This window comes from Ensifer sp. ENS09 (assembly GCF_014852425.1).
Taxonomy (GTDB): domain Bacteria; phylum Pseudomonadota; class Alphaproteobacteria; order Rhizobiales; family Rhizobiaceae; genus Ensifer.
In genome coordinates, this window is record NZ_JACVBP010000005.1 from 178,830 (window position 1) to 197,112 (window position 18,283).

Genomic DNA, 18,283 nt, shown 5'->3' on the forward strand with positions numbered 1-18,283 from the left:
TGTTCGCGAAAAAAGTGAGGTTTTTTGGCGTTTCGCGCAAAGCGATTTCTCGCATGCTGGCATAAAGAATGCTTATCTCAGCGTCATGAGCAAGATTCCCCCTATGAGTGCAGTGCGCGCCTTTGAGGCCGCCGCCAGGCACCTGAGTTTCACCCGCGCCGCCGAAGAGCTTGGCATGACGCAGGCGGCCGTCAGCTATCAGATCCGGTTGTTGGAGGAACGCATCGGCGCGCCGCTCTTTGTCCGCCTTCCGCGCGAGGTGCGGCTGACCGGTGCCGGGCGGCAGCTGGCGCCAAAGGTAACCGAAGCGATCGATCTTTTAGGGGCGGCCTTCTCGGAGATTGCCGACAAGACCGAACATCACCTGCACATTTCGGTGCTACCGACCGTCGTTTCGAGCTGGCTCGGCCAGCGGCTCGCCACCTTCCAGACCGCGCATCCGAACATCAGCATCAGGGTCCACATGTCGACCGAGCTGGTCGATTTCAAGCGTGACGCTATCGATCTCGCGGTGCGCAGCGGTGCCGGCGACTGGCCGGGAAACGATGTCTTTCCCTTGTTTCCGCTCGATTACGTGCCGGTCTGCACGCCGTCCTTCCTGGAGAAACATCAACTCAAGGAGCCCGCCGATGTTCTGAGGATCCGGCGTTTCGGCAATGCCAACTGGTGGCGGCGGTGGATGATCGAAACCGGCGTCGAGCCGCCGGCGAGCAATGGTACCGAGCTGATCTTCGACGTCCAGGCGATGGATGTCGCCACCATCCTGGCGGATCACGGCATGGCGATTGCCGTCTCGACCTTCCTGATGGATGAACTGAAGAGCGGCCGGCTGATCCGGCCGTTCGAGCATGTGGTGCGCGACGGCCGCGCCTATTGGCTGGTTTATCCGCAAAGCACCAGGCGGCAGAAGAAGATCCAGGCCTTTCGCGACTGGGTCGTCGCGGAAGCAGACGCGTCGAATGCGATGCTTGCGACCGTCATGGAGCAGTCCTGTCCGGCATCTTTTCGGGGCGAACTCGGCGCAAAGTGGTGAGCCTGGGGAAAGAAGTAGCAGACGCATCTGGTGCCGCGTGTGCCGGTTCGCGCCGGCCGGGCTTCTGAAAATGACGCTTTCATGGAGAAACTGAAAATCAGCTGAGAACGGCTGTTACCAAACTGACATGGCGGCTCCCTAAAGACTGCGGCCAACCGCAGAGAAGGGGAGAAGACAGCCCTCCGACGCGGATACCGCAAGCCATCGTCGGAGGCCCGTTTCCATGAAAATCGTCCAGATCAGCGACACCCATCTCAGCCCCGCCAAAAGCCATTTCAACGGCAATTGGGAACCGGTTCGCGCCTGGATCGAGGCGGTAAAACCCGATCTCGTCATCCACACGGGCGATGTCACCATCGATGGTGCCGACCATGAGGACGATATCACCTTCTCGCTCGATCTGATCGGTCAGCTCTCGATGCCGGTCGCGATCGTTCCCGGCAATCACGATGTCGGCCATCTGCCGGGCTCGCACCAGCCTGTGGATCCCGTCCGGCTTGCCCGCTGGCGCCGTCTCGCCGGTCCGGACTACTGGGGCCGCGACCATGGCGACTGGCGGCTGCTCGGCCTCAACAGCCTGCTGATCGGCTTCGAAGACGAGGAAGAAGACAGGCAATTTGCCTGGCTGGAGGAACAACTGCTTGGTCGCGACGGTCGCCGGGTGGCGGTCTTCGCCCACAAGCCGCTCTTCGTCGACGACCCGGCCGAGGGCGACACCGGCTACTGGGGCATCCGTCCCCGCCAGCGCCAGCGCCTCTTTGATCTTTTCGCCGAAGCCGAGGTGGCGTTGCATGCAAGCGGTCACCTGCACTGGGCCTGGACCGGCGAACATGCCGGGACGTCGCTCGTCTGGGCGCCGCCGACCTCCTTCATCATCGACACGCTGGAACGGCCGATGCCGGGCGAGCGGCTGGTCGGTGCCGTCGTGCACGAACTCACCGATGCCGGCGTGACCAGCGAAATCGTGGCGGTGCCGGGTCTGACGAGCCACGTGCTCGACCCGATCGTCGAGGACGTTTATCCGCTCGCCGCCAAGAAGAAGGTTCGCGTGGAGGCAGCGCAATGAGCGTGCTTTCGCTGGATGGCATCACCAAGTCCTATGGCGGCAACGCCATCCTGAAGGGCGTCAGCCTGGAGGCGGAAGCCGGCGAGTTCATTGCGCTCGTCGGCCCTTCCGGCTGCGGCAAGAGCACGCTTCTGCGCATCGTCGCGGGCCTCGATCACGGCGATGCCGGCGAGATCGTGATCGGCGGCCGCAGTGTCGCGCGGATGGCGGCGGCCGATCGCAACGTGGCGATGGTGTTCCAGTCCTACGCGCTCTATCCGCACCTGACCGCAGGTCAAAACATTTCGGTGCCGCTCGCCATGCGGCGCCTGACGGCGATGCAGCGCTTGCCGGTCATCGGCAATCTCCTGCCGGGGCAGAAGCAGATCCGCAGCGATATCCAGCGCCAGGTCAAGGAGATGGCCGGAGCGCTGAAGATCGATCATCTGCTCGACCGCAAGCCCGGCCAGATGTCCGGCGGCCAGCGCCAGCGCGTAGCGCTTGCCCGCGCCATGGTGCGCCGCCCGGCCGTCTTCCTGATGGATGAGCCGCTCTCCAATCTCGACGCCAACCTGCGCGTCCATGCCCGCGGCGAAATCGTCGACCTGCACCGCCGCGCCGGCGTGCCGACACTCTATGTCACGCACGACCAGTCCGAAGCGCTGTCGATGGCCGACCGCGTCGCCGTCATGATCGGCGGCAATCTCTTGCAACTGGCGAGCCCGAAGGAGATCTACGACAACCCCTCCCATATCGAGGTTGCGCGCTTCCTTGGCCAGCCGAAGATCAACGTGCTCGAAACCCGCACGGATACGGCAAGCATCGTGCGCTTCGGCGATCTCGTGCTTCTGGCAAGCCGCGGGCAGGCGCCGGATGCACCGGTGAAGCTCGCAATCCGCCCGGAATTCGTGCGCTTCCATACGGCAGGCGCCGGCCGGCTGACTGCGCGGGTCGAGCGCATGGAGTTTCTCGGCTCCGAGGTGATCGTCCACGCACGCCTCGATGCGATCGGCGAGGTGGTCACCGCCAAGTCAGCACCCGCCGAAGCCGCAGCACTCGCGATCGGTCAGCCCGTCGATGTCGCGTTCATGCCGGAACGGGCGATGCTGTTCGACGGCGAGGGCACCCGGGTGGCAGCCGAGCCGGTCGCTATCGCCGCGACGCTGGAGAAGGTCCATGGCTAGTGTCGCAACCTTCGAAACGGCGATCGCTGCGCACCATCCCGACCGCCGCGAAGCGCGCATCGCCTGGTTGCTGGCGCTGCCGGCCATCACGCTGCTCTTCCTCTTCATCCTGCTACCGACCGCAGCCGTGATCGTGCTCGGCTTCACCGATTTCGAGCTCGGCTACAGCAGCTTCCGTTTCGTCGGTTTCGAGAACTATGCCGAGCTCTTCGGCGACCGCACCTTCCGTCGCTCGCTCTGGAACACCGCCGTCTACACCGCGATCGTCACGCCGGTATCGATCCTGCTTTCGCTGGCGATCGCCATGTTGATCGAGGCGGAAACCAAGGGCAGGGCCCTTTTTCGGACCGTCTATTTCCTGCCGGTCGCCTCGCTGCTCGTCGCCATGGCCACGGTCTGGCAATTCCTGTTCCACCCGACCATCGGCCCGATCAACACCTTCCTCGCCGTTTTCGGCATCGCCGGCCCCAACTGGCTCGGCGCCTCCAGCACGGTGCTCTACGGTCTCTCGATCATCGGCATCTGGCAGTCCGTCGGCTTCAACATGGTGCTGTTCCTCGCCGGCCTCACCGCCATCCCGCGGGAACTCTACGCCGCAGCCGAAGTCGATGGCGCAAAATCCTGGTTCGATCGTTTTCGGCTGGTGACCTGGCCGATGCTCGGGCCGACGACGCTGTTCGTCACCACCATCAGCATCATCAATTCGGTGAAGGTGTTCGAGACGGTGAAGACGCTGACCGAAGGCGGTCCGAACAAGGCGTCGGAAGTGCTGCTCTTCACCATCTACCAGGAAGGCTTCGTCTATCTGCGCGTCGGCTACGCCTCGGCGATGACCGTGGTCTTCCTCGCAATCCTCGTCGTCCTGATGTTTCTGCAGTACCGCGTGCTTGACCGGAAGGTGCACTACGCATGACCAGCAACGCCTTCTCCGTCGCCCGCATCGCCCGTCTGACGGTGCTGTCGCTCGGCGCTCTTATCTTCCTTGCACCGTACATCTTCATGGTCTCGACCGCAGGCAAGGCGCAGAGCGAGATCTTTTCCTCGTCGCTGTCGCTGATTCCTGAGCAGTGGTCCTACATCGAGAACTTCTCCAAGGCGCTGTCGCGCGTCTCGATGTCGACGCTGCTCTTCAACGGCGTGATCGTCTGCGCGCTGATCTTCGTCATCCAGATCGTCGTCGCCATACCTTGCGCCTATGCCATGGCGAAGCTGAAGTTCCGGGCCGCCCGCACCATGATGGTTCTGGTCATGCTCGGACTGCTCGTGCCGATCCATGCGACGGCGCTGCCGATCTACGTGGCCTTCGACCGGCTCTCGGTGCTGAACAGCTACACGGCTCTGGTGGCGCCCTTCTCGATCTCGGTCTTTGCGATCTTCCTGTTCCTGCAGTTCTTCCGCGCCATGCCCGACGATCTGATCCATGCGGCGCGCCTCGATGGCATGTCTGAGGCCGGCATCGTCGCGCGCGTCATCGTGCCGAACGCCTGGCCGGCGATCACGGCTTTTGCGATCTTCTCGGTCGTCGCGCACTGGAACGATCTCTTCTGGCCGCTGATCGTCGTCACCAACCAGGATTATGCCACCCCGCCGCTCGGTCTTCTCTACTTCCGCGCTGCGGAAGCCGGCGACGACTACGGCGCGCTGATGGCGGCCACCCTCATCATCACCCTTCCCCTCGTGACCGCCTTTCTGCTCGCGCAGAAGCGCTTCGTCGAGGGCATCACAATGACCGGTCTCAAAGGCTGAACGGTCCAACCTGGAGCGCAACCCATGACACATCTGAGACAGCTTTTCACCGCCGCTGCCGCATCGCTGATGCTCGCTGCCCCCGCCTATGCCGAGACCCAGCTGACGGTGCATTATCCGATGCCCGGCTTCTTCAAGGACGTGATGGACACGATCTCGAAGAAGTTCATGGAAGAAAACCCGGATATCAAGATCACCTTCGCCAATCCGTCGGCGACCTATGAGGAAGGCATCCAGACGATCATGCGTCAGGCCGGTACGGCCGAGATGCCCGATCTGACCTTCATCGGTCTCAACCGCCTGCGCATGGTCAACGAGCGCGACATCCCCGTCGATCTCGGCCCGTTCATTGCCAAGGACGGCAACATGGCCGAGCAGGGCTTTTCCGAAAACATCCTGAAGCTCGCCCAGGTCGGCGGCAAGCAGGTGGGCCTTGCCTTCGCCACCTCCAACCCGATCATGTATTACAACGCCGATCTGGTACGCAAAGCCGGCGGCGACCCGGAAAACCCGCCGAAGACCTGGGACGAGGTCATCGCGCTCGGGGGCAAGATCAAGGCGCTCGGCGACGGTAACGAGGGCATCGACTTCCGCTGGCAGGGCGACGACTGGATGTTCTCCGCGCTGCTCTTCGGCGCCGGCGGCGAGATGCTGAGCGAAGACGAAAGCCAGGTTGCCTTCAACGGCCCCGAAGGTGAGAAGGCCGTCGAAGTGCTCGACCGCATGGTCAAGGAAGGCGGCCTGCCGGTTCTGACCAAGCAGGCGGGCGAACAGGCCTTCGTTGCAGGCAAGGTCGGCTTCGCCTTCCAGACGACAGGGGCGCTTCGCAACACCATCAAGAATGTCGGCGACAAGTTCGACCTGCGAACAGCGCATATCCCGCTGATCGATCCGGCAAGGGGCAAGCTGCCGACCGGCGGCAACGCCGTCGTCATCCTGACGCGCGACGCAGAAAAGCAGGAAGCCGCCTGGAAGTTTGCGAAGTTCGCTGCCGGCCCCTATGGCGCCTCGGTCGTCGTTCCCGGCACCGGCTATGTGCCGAACAACGAGCTGGCCGCCAAGTCGCCGGAGTACCTCGCCAACTTCTACAAGGAGAACCCGCTGTTCCGCGCCGGCCTCGAGCAGATGCCGCTGATGCGCCCTTGGTATGCCTTCCCGGGCAGCAACGGCGTGAAGGTCACGCAGACGATCGTCGAGAACCTGTCGCGCATCGTCGAGCAGCAGGCCACACCGAAGGAAGCGCTGGACGAAGCTGCAGCCGAAGTCGAAAGCCTGCTGCCGCGCAGCTGATCCTGTAGCCGAAGCGACAGACGCCGCCCCGGGGAAATCTCGGGGCGGCGTTTTCGTGTTTGCTCAGGCGAGGTGGCGAACCGTGCCGCCTGGATAAAGGCGGCAGTCGAGATTGAGATGGCGGCAGACCGACGCGTTCTCCGCCATATCGAGCAGCAGCGCGGCCGCCGCAAGCCCCATGTCGCCATCGGGCATCGAGATGGTGGTTAGCGCCGGCGTCATCAGCCGGCCAAGGGCGATGCCGTCGAAGCCGGCGACGGAGACATCGTCCGGTACGGCAAGACCTTCGCGCCGAAGCGCGGCGATCACGCCGAGCGCCAGCAGATCGTTGGAAGCGATGATCGCCGTCGGGCGGTGCTGCGTTAGAACCGTCGCGAGGTCGGGGTTCTCGTAGCCGTCGACGAAGGGGATCTCGACGGCTTCCATCGGCTGGACACCCGCTTCTCTCATGGCGGCGGAATATCCGTCGTAGCGCAGGCGCGCCCGGTCGGACGAACGGAAGTGGCCGGAGACGACGAGGATGCGGCGATGACCGTGGTCGAGCATGTGGCGGGTGAGTTCGAAGCCCGCCCGGTAATTGTCGACGGTGACGGCGGCGGCGAAGCGGGCGACCGGCCGGTTGTTGAGAAGCACCGTCGGCGGCAGCGCCGCCGAAAGCGCCTCGCTGGTCTTGGCGTCGCAGAGCGTCAGGATCAGACCGGTCGGTCGCTGTTCGAGCAGCGAGCGCACGGCGCGTGCCTCGAGTGCGGGATCGTAGTTTGACTGGGCAATCAGCACGCCATGGTTTGCGGCCTGCAATCGATGCTGGATGCCGCCGAGCGATGCCGCGAAGACCGGATTGGTGACGCTTGGCACCAGCACACCGACGACCGGCTGGCTGCGGTTGGTCGCACGGCCCGTGGCCAGCGGCTGCCGGTAGCCGAGTTCGGCCGCGGCCCGGCGCACGCGGCGCACCATTTCGTCGCTGACGGGACCTTCGCCCTTCAGCACCCGCGAGACGGTCGCCAGCGAGCAGCCGGCATGAAAGGCGATCTGTTGCAGGGTAACCATGACCGCGCTTTAAGGGGTCTCCGTGACAGCTGATTGAAGGACCAGATCCAAGGTTTTCCACGTCGCGCATGAATTATTATTCATGCCATGAATTATATTGACAGAAGCTGAGTCCGCGGCTTAAATCGCAATAGTCGGAAGTCGAGGAGGAGTTCCGGCAAACTCATACATTCAGCGGCCGCAAGCAAACGGCCCTATCGGTTTTTGGGAGGGGCTTCGGCCTCGAGGAGGACGCGTGCGCAAATTTCTCAGCACGACCGCTCTGGCGGTCATTGCAGCTTCGTTTTGGGCAGGTTCGGCAAGTGCCGAAACGGCGAACCCGTTTCGCTGCCAGCCTGGCGAAAAATACGTCATGAACGTCATGGTATCCGGCGTCGAATATTGGTTCCCGGTCTATGAAATGTTCAAGCAGGCCGGCCAGCAGTTCGGCTGCGAGACCGAATATACCGGCACGCCGGAATATGACGTCAACAAGCAGATCGCCACTTTCGACCAGGCGCTTGCCCAGAACCCGGCCGGCATTCTGGTACACCCGATGAACTCCGATCCGTTCATCGAGCCGATCAACCGGGCGATCGACCAGGGCACGGCCGTTGTGACCTTCGCGGCGGACTCGCCGCTGTCGAAGCGCGTCTCCTTCATCACCTCGGACAACACCCGCGAAGGCATCTATGCCGCCGACGCGATCGCCGAGAAGATGGGCGGCAAGGGCGAATATGCCGTGCTTGAAAACCCCGGCCAGGACAACCACGACAAGCGCATCACCGCCTTCGTCAACCGCATGGCTGAGAAATGGCCGGACATGAAGCTCGTTGGTCGCGCCGCCTCGAACCAGGATCCGAACAAGGCCTATCAGGGCCTGATGAGCCTCATCCAGGCCAATCCGAACCTTGGCGCAGTGTTCATGCCGGAAGCCAACTCCGCAATCGGTGCGGCCCAGGCCAGCAAGGAAAGCGGTGGGAAGGTGCTCGTCATGTGCGCCGACGTCAACGCCAACATCCTCGACATGATCAAGGCCGGCGAAGTCTTCGGCTCGATCAACCCGAACCAGGGCATGCAGGGCTACATGGGCTTCATGCTCCTGTGGATGGCCAAGCACCCGGAACTGATCGACCCGATGAACGACGCCAAGCGTTCCGGCTTCAATCCGATGAGCATCCCCTTCGTCGACAACGGCCTTTCGATCGTCACCGCCGAAAATGCCGATGACTTCTACTGGGACAAGTACCTGAAGCGTCGTGGCACCAAGGGCATCGACGAGTAAGATCGTGAATTGGCTGCCCGGGCGTTTCCGGGCAGCCAGGACTGCGGGTGGAGGACAGCATGACAGCACAACCGGTTCTGGAGGTCCGGCGCGTCACCAAGCATTTCGGTGCGGTGAAGGCGCTGACGGAGGTGGATTTTCGCCTCGAGCGGGGAGAGATCCACGCACTCTGCGGCGAAAATGGCGCCGGCAAATCCACGCTGATGAACATCATTGCCGGGGTGCTGCAGCCGAATGACGGCGAGGTGCTGGTCGATGGAGCGCCCGTGAAGATCGCCTCACCGGCCATCGCCCAGACGCTCGGCATCGGCCTCGTCCACCAGGAAATCGCGCTCTGCCCGGATGCGACGGTGGCGGAAAACATGTTCATGGCAGCCACCAACCGCCGGCGTTCACCGCTGATGAATTACGGCGCGCTCGAACGCGAAGCCCAGGTCGTGATGAACCGGCTGGCGCCGATCGACGTTCGCCGCAAGGTCGCCGACCTTGCCATTTCCAGCCAGCAGCTCGTCGAGATCGCCAAGGCGCTGACGCTCGACTGCCGCGTACTGATCCTCGACGAGCCGACCGCGGCGCTGACGGAAGCCGAGGCGCAGGCGCTGTTCGCCATCATCCGCGATCTCAAGGCCGCTGGTATTTCCATCATCTATATCAGCCACCGCATGGCCGAAATTTTCTCGCTTTGCGACCGCGTCACTGTGTTTCGCGATGGCCGCCATGTGGTCACCGAGAAGATCGCTGACGTGACGGCCGACGACGTGGTGCGCCGCATGGTCGGCCGCGAGATCAGCCAGCTCTATCCGCAAAAGCAGGCGCCGGAGGCGCGCTCAGACGAGACCATTCTCTCGGTCCGGGCCTTGAGCGACGGCGACCGCATCGACACCGTTTCCTTCGACCTGAAGCGCGGCGAGATCCTCGGCATCGGCGGCCTGATCGGTTCCGGTCGCACCGAGATTGCCGAAGCAATCTGTGGCCTCAGGGCCAAGTCGAAGGGTGAGATTGCGCTGCGCGGAAAGCCGCAGCGCATCGGCAATTACCGCGATGCGGTCGATGCCGGCATCGTCTACCTCTCGGAGGATCGCAAGGGCTCCGGCGTCTTTGTCGACCTGTCGATCGCCCAGAACATTTCCGTGCTTGACCTGAAGACGCTGACCGGGCCGATCGGATTGCTGAATTCCAGGGCCGAGGCTGATCTCGCGCGCGATTTCGTGCGCCGGCTCGGCGTGCGCATGGGCGGCATCGATATGCCCGTCTCGTCGCTGTCGGGCGGCAACCAGCAGAAGGTGGCGATCGCCAAGCAGCTTGCCGTTCGCCCGCAAGTGATCCTGATGGACGAGCCGACGCGCGGTATCGACGTCGGCGCCAAATCCGAAATCCATCGGCTGCTGCGAGAGCTCGCCGAAACCGGCATCGGCATCGTGGTGATCTCGTCGGAATTGCCGGAACTGCTCGGACTTTGCGACCGTGTGCTGGTGGTGCGCGAAGGCGCGATCGCCGGCGAGCTTGATGATACGGACATGAGTGAGGAGGCGGTGATCCGCCTGGCCTCAGGGGTGACGCAAACGGCCGAGGCCGGCCGGATGGTGGATCATGTCGCCTGAAAGAACTGACAGAGCCGGGGAGGCGGAAATGGCTGTTGATACGATGGTTGCAACGCAAGCACAGGCGCCGGCCTGGAAACGCATCGGCACGATGCGCGAGGCGGGTCTGATCGCCATCATCCTGGCGCTCGGCATCGTCATGAGCTTTGCCTCGCCGCACTTCCTCACCTTTGGCAACATGCGCGCCATGCTGATGAGCTTCTCGGTCGAAGGCATCGTCGTCGTCGGCATGACGATCCTGCTCATCGTCGGCGGCATCGACCTTGCGGTCGGTTCGGTGGTCTGCTTCGCCATGGTGCTGGCCGGCTCGCTGTTCCTCGCCGGTGTCGATCCCTGGACGGCCTCGCTGGTCGGTATCCTCGCCAGCAGCATGATCGGCATGATCATGGGCTTCTTCGTCACCGTCGTCGGGCTCAATCACTTCATCACGTCACTGGCGGCGATGGTAATCGTGCGGGGCCTCTGCCTCGTGATTACCAAGGGCACGCCGCTGTCGCTCTTCACGCTGCCGGCGTCGTTCAAGGCGGTGGGGCAGGGCACCTTCCACGGCGTGCCCTACGTGATCCTTATCTTCGTCGCCGTCGTCGTGCTCTTTGATTTCCTGCTGCGCCGGGCGACCGCCTTCCGCAAGGTGTTCTATACCGGCAGCAACGAGAAGGCGGCGCTCTATTCCGGCATCAAGACCAAGCAGGTGAAGTTCTGGGTGACGGTGCTGTGCTCGACGCTCGCAGGTGTCGCCGGCGTCATCTACATGTCGCGCTTCGGTGCCGCGACCCCCACCTTCGGCGTCGGCATGGAGCTCAACATCATCGCTGCAGCCGTCATCGGCGGTGCCTCGCTCAACGGCGGCTCCGGCACCATCCTCGGCGCCATCCTCGGCATGGCCCTGCTATCGGTCGTCACCAGCTCGTTGATCCTGCTCGACGTCTCCGTCTATTGGCAGGACATGATCAAAGGCTGCATTCTCTTGGCTGCCGTTTCCATCGACCACTTGCTGCACAAGCGGAAGGCAGCCTGACCATGCCGATTGCCAAACCCATTTTGTCCCAGGCTCCAACCGCGCGAGAAGAACTCGTCGTCGCGCGGCAGATGCACCAGGCGCTCGTCCTGCACTTCCTTGAAGGGCTGACCCAGTCGCAGATCGCCGACCGCCTCGGCATCTCGCAGCCGACCGTCAACCGGCTGATCAAGCGCGGTCGCCAGCTCGGTCTGGTCGAGATCAAGATCAAGTCGCCGATCGAGCCCTTGGTCGACATGGAAGAGCAACTGCTTGCGATCGGCGGCATCCGCCGGGCGATCGTGGTACCCACCGTCTCGGACAACCAGCAGACCGCGCTCCAGGCGGTCGGCGAGGCGGCGGCCCGGCTGCTGCTCGAGGAGATCGGCGATGGCGACACCATCTGCATCACCGGCGGCAAGGGCGTCAGCGCCGTCGTCGCCGGGCTGCAGGCGCCGCGCCGCTTCGATGTCGAGGTTATCCCCGGAACGGGCTGCGTTCAGGGCAAGCACTATACGGATGTGAACCACGTCTCGACGATGATGGCGGATCGGCTTGGCGGGCGGTCCTTCCAGATCCACGCGCCGCTCTTTGCAGACAGTGCCGCCGAGCGGGCGATGCTGATCAATATGCGCTCGGTGGCCGATGTCTTCGGACGGGCGCGCGAGGCGAAGGTGGCGGTCGTCGGCATCGGTTCGATCCTTTCGGACGATTCGAGTTACTACGACCTGCACCCGTCCTCGAGCACCGACCGGGCGGCGATCGAGCGCTCTGGCGCAAGCTGCGAGCTGCTCGCCCATCTGCTCGATGATAAGGGCCAGGTCTGTGACTACAGCCTCAACCGTTCGCTGGTGTCGTTGACGCTCGAGGAATTCGCTTCGATCCCGACGAAGATCGGCGTGGCGAGCGGACCGAACAAGGCCGGGCCGATCCTCAGCGTCATGCGGGGGCACCACCTCGACACGCTGGTGACGGACGAGGCGACCGGCGAGCGCGTGCTCGCCATGGCACAAGAAAAGGGACTTCTGGTATGAGCGGGGATCAATTGATGCGGGAGATCGGCCGATCGGGCGTGACGGCTTCGGCCGTTGGGCTCGGCACCTGGGCGATCGGCGGCTGGATGTGGGGCGGAACGGACGAGTGGGAATCGATCGCAGCGATCCAGGCCTCGCTTGACGCCGGCGTGACGCTCATCGATACGGCACCGGCCTATGGCCTCGGCCGCTCCGAAGAAATCGTCGGCAAGGCTTTGGCCGGCCGCCGCGACAAGGCAATCATCGCCACCAAATGCGGCCTCGTCTGGCATACGGACAAGGGACGGCACTTCTTCGATCAGGACGGCAAGCCGGTGCATCGCTACCTCGGCCGCGATGCCATCCACCATGAAGTCGAGCAGAGCCTGAAGCGGCTCGGCACCGATTACATCGATCTCTACATCACCCACTGGCAGGACCCGACGACGCCGATCGAGGAAACGATGGCTGCACTCGAGGAGTTGCGCCAGGCCGGCAAAATCCGGGCAATCGGCGCCAGCAATGTCGGGCGCGGCGAGCTGGAACAGTACATCGCGATCGGCGGGCTCGATGCCATCCAGGAGCGCTTCAGCATGATCGATCGCGAGATCGAGGCGGAGCTTTTGCCGCTGACGCGGCGCAACGGTGTTGCGACGCTGAGCTACTCCTCGCTGGCGCTCGGGCTTCTCTCCGGCGGGATCGGACCGGAGCGGGTGTTTTCCGGCGACGACCAGCGGCGCGACAATCCGCGCCTTTCGGTCCGCAACCGCGAAAAGGTCGCGGCCTTTGCCAAGGCGATCCGGCCGGTCGCAGAGAAACATGGCGCGACGATCGCGCAGATCGTCATCGCCTGGACGCTTGCGCAGGAGGGCGTGACTTTCGCTCTGTGTGGCGCGCGCAATCCGGCGCAGGCACTCGATAATGCACGGGCCGGGACGATCCGGCTCGATCAAGACGATCTCAAGGGGATCGACGCGGCGATCGCCGCGACGCTCGTCAACATGGACAGCTAACGGACTGCCATCATGAACCGGGAAGAGATTTTCAACGGGCTCGCCAAGAGCCCGAAGGTGGACGTGTGCGTCCTCGGCGGCGGCATCAACGGCCTCAGCGTCTTTCGTGAACTGGCGCTGCAAGGGGTGAACGTGCTGCTCGTCGAGAAGCACGACTACTGTTCTGGCGCCAGTGCGGCACTGTCGCGCATGGTGCATGGCGGACTTCGCTATCTCGAAAATGGCGAGTTCAGCCTGGTCAGGGAATCGCTGGTCGAGCGCGACCGGCTGCTGAAGAACGCGCCGCATTACGTGGCGCCGCTGCCGACGACCGTGCCGATCTTCGACATCTTCTCGGGCCTTGCCAATGGCGCGGTGCGCTTCCTGGGATTGACACGCCGGCCAAGCCGCCGCGGCGCCATCGCCGTCAAGATGGGCCTTGGTATCTATGATTTCCTGACGCGCAAGCGGGCGCTGATGCCCAAGCACGCCTTTCGCGGGCGGCGCGCCACGCTTGCCCGCTGGCCGGCGCTCAACCCTGACATCAACAGTTCCGCCACCTATTACGACGCCTGGGTCAGCCAGCCGGAGCGCCTCGGCATCGAACTCTTGAAGGACGGCCTTGCAGCCGGTTCTCACGCCCAGGCGCTGAACTACACGGAACTGACGCTGGCCGCACCCGGGCGCTACGAACTGAAGGACGGCGTCACCGGCGCGGTCGCTGCGATCGAGCCCAGCCTCATCATCAACGCCACCGGCGGCTGGATCGACATCGCCAACGGCGCGCTGTTCCCCTCGACCTCGAAGCCGGCGCCGCTGATGGGCGGCACCAAGGGTTCGCATCTGATTATCGACAATGCCAAGCTCATGGACGCGCTCGACGGCCACATGATCTACTACGAGAACGAGGATGGGCGCATCTGCATCCTCTTTCCTTATCTCGGCAAAGTGCTGGTGGGTTCGACGGACATTCGTGTCGATGATCCCGAAACCGTGCGCTGTGAAGCCGACGAGCGTGACTACATCCTGCAGTCGCTCGCCTTCGTCCTACCCGATATCCGGATCCGACCGGAAGAGGTGGTCTTCCAGTTTTCGGGTGTCCGGCCGCTGCCGACAAGCCAGGACAGCTTTACCGGACGCATCCCGCGCGACCATTTCTGCACCTTCGTGGAGAGCGCCGACGGCGGCCCGCCGGTGCTCTGCATGATCGGCGGCAAATGGACAACGTTCCGCTCCTTCGGCGAAATGGCGGCAGACCTCACCCTGGAACGGCTTGGACGGCAGCGCCGCGTCAGCACTGGCGAGCGCGCCATCGGTGGCGGGCAGCACTATCCCGCCGACCGCGACCGGTGGATCGACGATGTCGCAGCAGCCACCGGGCTTTCGCGGGAGCGCTTGCGCGTGCTTTTTGTCCGCTATGGAACGGGCGCGCGCGACGTCGCCGATTTCATCGCCGGCGGTGCCGACCATGCCTTGCCGCACCCGGATTACTCCGCGCGCGAGCTGCAATATCTGATCCGCAACGAAGCCGCCGAACACCTCGACGACCTTTTGCTGCGCCGCACGACGCTTGCGATCACCGGCGCGCTCTCGCTCGACATAGTGGACGCGGTGCTCGCTCTGCTTGCCATCGAAAGGCAATGGTCGCCGCCACGCGTCGCTGCCGAGCGTAAGCGATTTCTTACTCTTCTCGCCGAGCGCCATGGCGTCGACGAGGAAACCCTATCCGTACGGAACGAACAAAGGAGTGCATTATGCGAAACAACAGCAAGGTCCGGATGAACCGTCTGTTCGGCGGTGGACGTTGCCTCGACGTGGCGATCGACCACGGCGTCTGCAACGAACCGTCCTTCCTGAACGGGCTGGAAGACATGTCCGCCGTGGTCAAGGCCTTGGTTGCGGCCGCGCCGGATGCGATCCAGATGAACTATGGCCAGTCGGATCTGTTGCAGGAGGTACCGGGCAAGGACAAGCCGGCGCTGGTGATGCGCCTCGACATGGGCAATCCCTATAACCGCATCCGCCACCGGCACATGTGGGCCGTGCTGCAGAACGAAGCCGAGCCGCTGATCGGCGCGCTGGCGATGGATGCGGCCTGCGTCGTCGTCAACCTGTTCATGCTGCCGGACGAGCCCGATCTCTTCCGCCAATGCGTCGCCAACATCTCGCGCGTGCGGGCCGATTGCGACAAGTACGGCATGCCGTTGATGATCGAGCCGCTGGTGATGCAGCCGGTCACCGAGCATGGCGGCTACATGGTCGATGGCGACGCCGAGAAAATCGTGACGTTGACCCGGCTTGCGCGCGAAATGGGTGCCGACATTGTCAAGGCCGACCCGACCACCAACGCCGAGGATTTCCACCGGGTCGTTGAGGCGGCGCGCTGCCCGGTTCTGGTGCGCGGCGGCGGCAAGGAGGATCTGCGCACCGTCTTCGACAAGTCGGCGGCCTTGATGCGCCAGGGCGCAATGGGCATGGTCTATGGGCGCAACATCTACCAGCACGCCAATCCGAGCGCCGTCGTGCGCGGCCTGATGGCGATTATCCACGAGGATGTCAGCGGCGAAGAAGCCTACGCGCTCTACCAGCGCGGTTGAAATCGCTCAACCGGAACCGCTTCATAAGCGATGCTCCGGCGCAAGAGGAACGCTGCCGCTGTGAGGACACCGGCGGCGTTCGGGCAAAGGAATTATGGACCTTGGGAGGGGTTCGGCAATGGGTAAATATCTGCTCGGGATCGACGCCGGGAACACCGTGATCAAGACGGTACTTTTCGATCGCGACGGCAACGAGATCGCGATGGCTGCGGAAGAAGGGCACAGCCACGTGCCGATGCCCGGCCACGTCGAGCGTGGCCTCGGCGAACTGTGGAGCCATGCCAAGGTGGTAATCCGCGCCTGCATCGAGCACGCCGGCATTGATGCCAGCGAGATCGCCGCGATCGGTTGCGCCGGGCACGGCAACGGACTTTATGCGCTCGATCGAGACGGGGAACCGCTTGTCGGCATCCAGTCGCTCGACACGCGCGCCGCTGGCCTCGTCGAGGAGTGGCAGGCCGCAGGTGTCGGCGAGCGAACCTATCCGATCGCCGGACAGAAGCCCTGGCCGTCCCAAACGCCGACACTGCTTGCGTGGCTGAAGCGCCATCGGCCGGAGCAGTTTGCAAAGATCGGCACGGTGTTTCTTTGCAAGGACTTCGTCGTCAATCGCCTGACCGGCGCGCGCGTCAGCGACGTCTCGGACATGAGCGGCGCGGGTCTGCTCGATGTCGCCGGTCGGCGCTACGATGCGGTTTTGATGAAGGCCTATGGTCTCGGCGACGACATGGCGCTGCTGCCCGATCTCGCCGAAAGCGCCGATATCGTCGGACGCGTCACCGAAGAGGCGGCGGCGCAGACGGGTCTGGCTGCCGGAACACCTGTGGTCGGTGGGCTCTTCGATGTGGTCGCCTCGGCGATCGGCTCAGGCGTCACCCGCACAGGCGCTGCCTCGATCATCGCGGGCACCTGGAGCATCAACCAGGTGATCATCGATCAGCCGGATCTTTCGCGCCCGCTCTTCATGTCTTCGACCTTCGACCGCGAGCGCTACATGGCGATCGAGGCGAGTGCGACATCGGCCGCCAATCTCGAATGGCTGGTGCGCGAACTCTTCCCGCATGACGGCAAGGACGGCCGGTCGCCCTTCGATCTCTGCTGCCAGCTGGCCGCCGAGATCACGCCGGCCGCGGATGATCCGCTTTATCATCCGTTCCTCTATGGCGCGCAGCAGGATGGCAACGCGCGGGCGGGCTTCTACGGCGTTGCAGGCTGGCACGGCAAGGGGCATCTTGTCCGCGCCTTGCTTGAAGGCGTCGCCTTCGGCCATCGCCAGCATATCGCGGCGTTGCGCGCGGCCGGCGCGCGCTTCGAGGATGCGGTCCTTTCGGGTGGCGGATCGCGCAGCCTGATCTGGCCACAGATCTTCGCCGACGTGCTCGACGTGCCGGTCACCGTCGCCCGTTCGCGCGAGACCGGCGCGCTCGGTGCGGCTATCACGGCCGGCGCCGGCATCGGCCTTTTCGCTGATATCTCCGCCGGCGCGGCGGCGATGGTCAGGGCCGAGCGCCACTACCGGCCGAACCCGGCACTTGCCGCGCATTACGACAGGCGCTTTGCGCTTTACGGCGAGATCGCCGCCGCCATGGCGCCGATCTGGCGTCGGATGGCGACGCCCGAGCGATCGGCGCGGGAAGCGGCGGAGTGATCAAGGTAGGGGCATCGATCTGTGGGGGCGCTGCTGGGAGGAACGTTGCAGCGCCGCCACAAACCGTCTGACCCGTCAGAAACGCATATTGATGCCGGCCTTGATGACGTGGCTGTTGATGTCCTTCTCGCTGGAGCCGGAACTCGTGTAGGTGCGGACATCCGGCGTCGTGATGTAGTTGTATTCGAGCTTGGCGGAGAGGCCGCCGGCAAAGGCCTGCTCCACGCCGGCGCCGAGCAGATAGCCGCCCTTGAAGCCGACGTCGTTACGCACGTCGCCGCCCTTCTTGTAGCTGGTCATGGCATAACCGGCCGTGCCGTAGACAAGCGTCTGGTCGAAGGTGAGACCCGCCTTCGCCTTGATCGCGCCGCGCCATTTCTCCTTGAGCTTGCCGCCATTGACCTTGTGCTCGGTGTCGCCAAGATAGGAGCCTTCGATTTCCGCGCCGACGATGCCGGGTCCGGCCTGCATGTTGTAGCCGGCCTGGACGCCGAGTGCGACGCCGTTGCGGTCGGCGAACGGGTTGGGGCTGCCGGTAAAGCCAAGGCCGCCATGGGCGCCGACATAGGCACCGCTCCAGCTGAAGGCTGGCGGGTCCTGATAGGTGGGGGCGGAGAAATCAGCCGCCCGGGACGATTGTGCGCCGCAGAGGGCGAGGAGGGTAAGACCCGACCAGATGAAAAGCTTGCTGGACTGCCGCATTTTGTTGCTCCGTGCATAGGAAACGCGCCTTGGTGGCGCTTGCGTCCTCCCATGCGCGCTTCACCTTCGGGGCGAGATGGCCATGTTTGGACGGTACACCGCCTTTGTCGGCCTCGCGGAT

16 protein-coding genes are annotated in these 18,283 nt (G+C 64.0%); 14 read left to right on the top strand and 2 right to left on the bottom strand.

Annotated features, from left to right (window positions below; genetic code table 11):
• Positions 1–103 precede the first annotated feature (103 nt).
• The 6 genes from IB267_RS25420 (at position 104) to IB267_RS25445 (ending at position 6,298) form a co-directional block, all read left to right on the top strand.
• The gene (locus IB267_RS25420) at positions 104–1,033 is read left to right on the top strand and encodes a LysR substrate-binding domain-containing protein (RefSeq protein WP_192450219.1); all 930 of its coding nucleotides are present in this window, start codon (positions 104–106) and stop codon (positions 1,031–1,033) included.
• 223 nt (positions 1,034–1,256) lie between these two features.
• On the top strand, positions 1,257–2,099 hold the full coding sequence (locus tag IB267_RS25425) for a metallophosphoesterase (RefSeq protein ID WP_192450221.1): 843 nt from the start codon (positions 1,257–1,259) through the stop codon (positions 2,097–2,099).
• A complete protein-coding gene (locus tag IB267_RS25430; RefSeq protein ID WP_192450223.1) occupies positions 2,096–3,262 on the top strand; it encodes an ABC transporter ATP-binding protein in 1,167 nt (388 codons plus the stop codon). The genes IB267_RS25425 and IB267_RS25430 overlap by 4 nt, the downstream gene beginning before the upstream one ends.
• Positions 3,255–4,175 carry a carbohydrate ABC transporter permease gene (locus IB267_RS25435; protein WP_192450225.1) on the top strand — a complete coding sequence of 307 codons (921 nt, stop codon included), beginning with the start codon at positions 3,255–3,257 and terminating at the stop codon, positions 4,173–4,175. Before IB267_RS25430 ends, IB267_RS25435 begins: the two co-directional genes overlap by 8 nt.
• Positions 4,172–5,008, top strand: a complete 837-nt coding sequence (locus IB267_RS25440) for a carbohydrate ABC transporter permease (protein ID WP_192450227.1) — start codon at positions 4,172–4,174, stop codon at positions 5,006–5,008. Before IB267_RS25435 ends, IB267_RS25440 begins: the two co-directional genes overlap by 4 nt.
• Positions 5,009–5,032: 24 nt before the next feature.
• Positions 5,033–6,298 carry an ABC transporter substrate-binding protein gene (locus tag IB267_RS25445; RefSeq protein WP_192450229.1) on the top strand — a complete coding sequence of 422 codons (1,266 nt, stop codon included), beginning with the start codon at positions 5,033–5,035 and terminating at the stop codon, positions 6,296–6,298.
• A gap of 63 nt (positions 6,299–6,361) precedes the next feature.
• Here IB267_RS25445 and IB267_RS25450 read toward each other — a convergent pair whose 3' ends face one another.
• Positions 6,362–7,348 carry a substrate-binding domain-containing protein gene (locus tag IB267_RS25450; RefSeq protein WP_192450231.1) on the bottom strand — a complete coding sequence of 329 codons (987 nt, stop codon included), beginning with the start codon at positions 7,346–7,348 and terminating at the stop codon, positions 6,362–6,364.
• A gap of 235 nt (positions 7,349–7,583) precedes the next feature.
• Here IB267_RS25450 and IB267_RS25455 point away from each other — a divergent pair, with 235 nt between their 5' ends.
• The 8 genes from IB267_RS25455 (at position 7,584) to IB267_RS25490 (ending at position 17,460) form a co-directional block, all read left to right on the top strand.
• Complete coding sequence (locus tag IB267_RS25455) at positions 7,584–8,612, top strand: substrate-binding domain-containing protein (RefSeq protein ID WP_034805587.1); 1,029 nt, start codon at positions 7,584–7,586, stop codon at positions 8,610–8,612.
• Positions 8,613–8,671: 59 nt separating this feature from the next.
• On the top strand, positions 8,672–10,213 hold the full coding sequence (locus IB267_RS25460; protein ID WP_192450233.1) for a sugar ABC transporter ATP-binding protein: 1,542 nt from the start codon (positions 8,672–8,674) through the stop codon (positions 10,211–10,213).
• A 28-nt stretch (positions 10,214–10,241) separates the two neighbouring features.
• Positions 10,242–11,231 (top strand): ABC transporter permease, encoded by a 990-nt coding sequence (locus IB267_RS25465; RefSeq protein WP_192450236.1) that lies wholly within the window; start codon positions 10,242–10,244, stop codon positions 11,229–11,231.
• A gap of 2 nt (positions 11,232–11,233) precedes the next feature.
• Positions 11,234–12,244: a sugar-binding transcriptional regulator gene (locus IB267_RS25470; protein WP_192450239.1), complete on the top strand. Its 1,011-nt coding sequence runs from the start codon at positions 11,234–11,236 to the stop codon at positions 12,242–12,244.
• Positions 12,241–13,236 carry an aldo/keto reductase gene (locus IB267_RS25475; RefSeq protein WP_192450242.1) on the top strand — a complete coding sequence of 332 codons (996 nt, stop codon included), beginning with the start codon at positions 12,241–12,243 and terminating at the stop codon, positions 13,234–13,236. The genes IB267_RS25470 and IB267_RS25475 overlap by 4 nt, the downstream gene beginning before the upstream one ends.
• Before the next feature lie 12 nt (positions 13,237–13,248).
• Entirely contained in the window at positions 13,249–14,997 is a 1,749-nt protein-coding gene (locus IB267_RS25480) for a glycerol-3-phosphate dehydrogenase/oxidase (protein WP_192450245.1), read from the top strand.
• The gene (locus IB267_RS25485) at positions 14,994–15,812 is read left to right on the top strand and encodes a class I fructose-bisphosphate aldolase (protein WP_192450533.1); all 819 of its coding nucleotides are present in this window, start codon (positions 14,994–14,996) and stop codon (positions 15,810–15,812) included. Before IB267_RS25480 ends, IB267_RS25485 begins: the two co-directional genes overlap by 4 nt.
• A gap of 118 nt (positions 15,813–15,930) precedes the next feature.
• Positions 15,931–17,460, top strand: a complete 1,530-nt coding sequence (locus tag IB267_RS25490) for an FGGY-family carbohydrate kinase (RefSeq protein ID WP_192450248.1) — start codon at positions 15,931–15,933, stop codon at positions 17,458–17,460.
• A 75-nt stretch (positions 17,461–17,535) separates the two neighbouring features.
• Here IB267_RS25490 and IB267_RS25495 read toward each other — a convergent pair whose 3' ends face one another.
• A complete protein-coding gene (locus tag IB267_RS25495; RefSeq protein WP_192450251.1) occupies positions 17,536–18,162 on the bottom strand; it encodes an outer membrane protein in 627 nt (208 codons plus the stop codon).
• Between the last annotated feature and the right edge of the window lie 121 nt (positions 18,163–18,283).

What these genes read in the sequence shown, in the direction of transcription:
- IB267_RS25465 (WP_192450236.1), top strand. Translation starts at nt 10,242, where the DNA reads ATGGCTGTTGATACGATGGTTGCAACGCAAGCACAGGCGCCGGCCTGG.
- IB267_RS25485 (WP_192450533.1), top strand. Translation starts at nt 14,994, where the DNA reads ATGAACCGTCTGTTCGGCGGTGGACGTTGCCTCGACGTGGCGATCGAC.
- IB267_RS25450 (WP_192450231.1), bottom strand. Translation starts at nt 7,348, where the DNA reads ATGGTTACCCTGCAACAGATCGCCTTTCATGCCGGCTGCTCGCTGGCG.
- IB267_RS25420 (WP_192450219.1), top strand. Translation starts at nt 104, where the DNA reads ATGAGTGCAGTGCGCGCCTTTGAGGCCGCCGCCAGGCACCTGAGTTTC.
- IB267_RS25460 (WP_192450233.1), top strand. Translation starts at nt 8,672, where the DNA reads ATGACAGCACAACCGGTTCTGGAGGTCCGGCGCGTCACCAAGCATTTC.
- IB267_RS25490 (WP_192450248.1), top strand. Translation starts at nt 15,931, where the DNA reads ATGGGTAAATATCTGCTCGGGATCGACGCCGGGAACACCGTGATCAAG.
- IB267_RS25470 (WP_192450239.1), top strand. Translation starts at nt 11,234, where the DNA reads ATGCCGATTGCCAAACCCATTTTGTCCCAGGCTCCAACCGCGCGAGAA.
- IB267_RS25480 (WP_192450245.1), top strand. Translation starts at nt 13,249, where the DNA reads ATGAACCGGGAAGAGATTTTCAACGGGCTCGCCAAGAGCCCGAAGGTG.
- IB267_RS25435 (WP_192450225.1), top strand. Translation starts at nt 3,255, where the DNA reads ATGGCTAGTGTCGCAACCTTCGAAACGGCGATCGCTGCGCACCATCCC.
- IB267_RS25430 (WP_192450223.1), top strand. Translation starts at nt 2,096, where the DNA reads ATGAGCGTGCTTTCGCTGGATGGCATCACCAAGTCCTATGGCGGCAAC.
- IB267_RS25440 (WP_192450227.1), top strand. Translation starts at nt 4,172, where the DNA reads ATGACCAGCAACGCCTTCTCCGTCGCCCGCATCGCCCGTCTGACGGTG.
- IB267_RS25495 (WP_192450251.1), bottom strand. Translation starts at nt 18,162, where the DNA reads ATGCGGCAGTCCAGCAAGCTTTTCATCTGGTCGGGTCTTACCCTCCTC.
- IB267_RS25475 (WP_192450242.1), top strand. Translation starts at nt 12,241, where the DNA reads ATGAGCGGGGATCAATTGATGCGGGAGATCGGCCGATCGGGCGTGACG.
- IB267_RS25425 (WP_192450221.1), top strand. Translation starts at nt 1,257, where the DNA reads ATGAAAATCGTCCAGATCAGCGACACCCATCTCAGCCCCGCCAAAAGC.
- IB267_RS25445 (WP_192450229.1), top strand. Translation starts at nt 5,033, where the DNA reads ATGACACATCTGAGACAGCTTTTCACCGCCGCTGCCGCATCGCTGATG.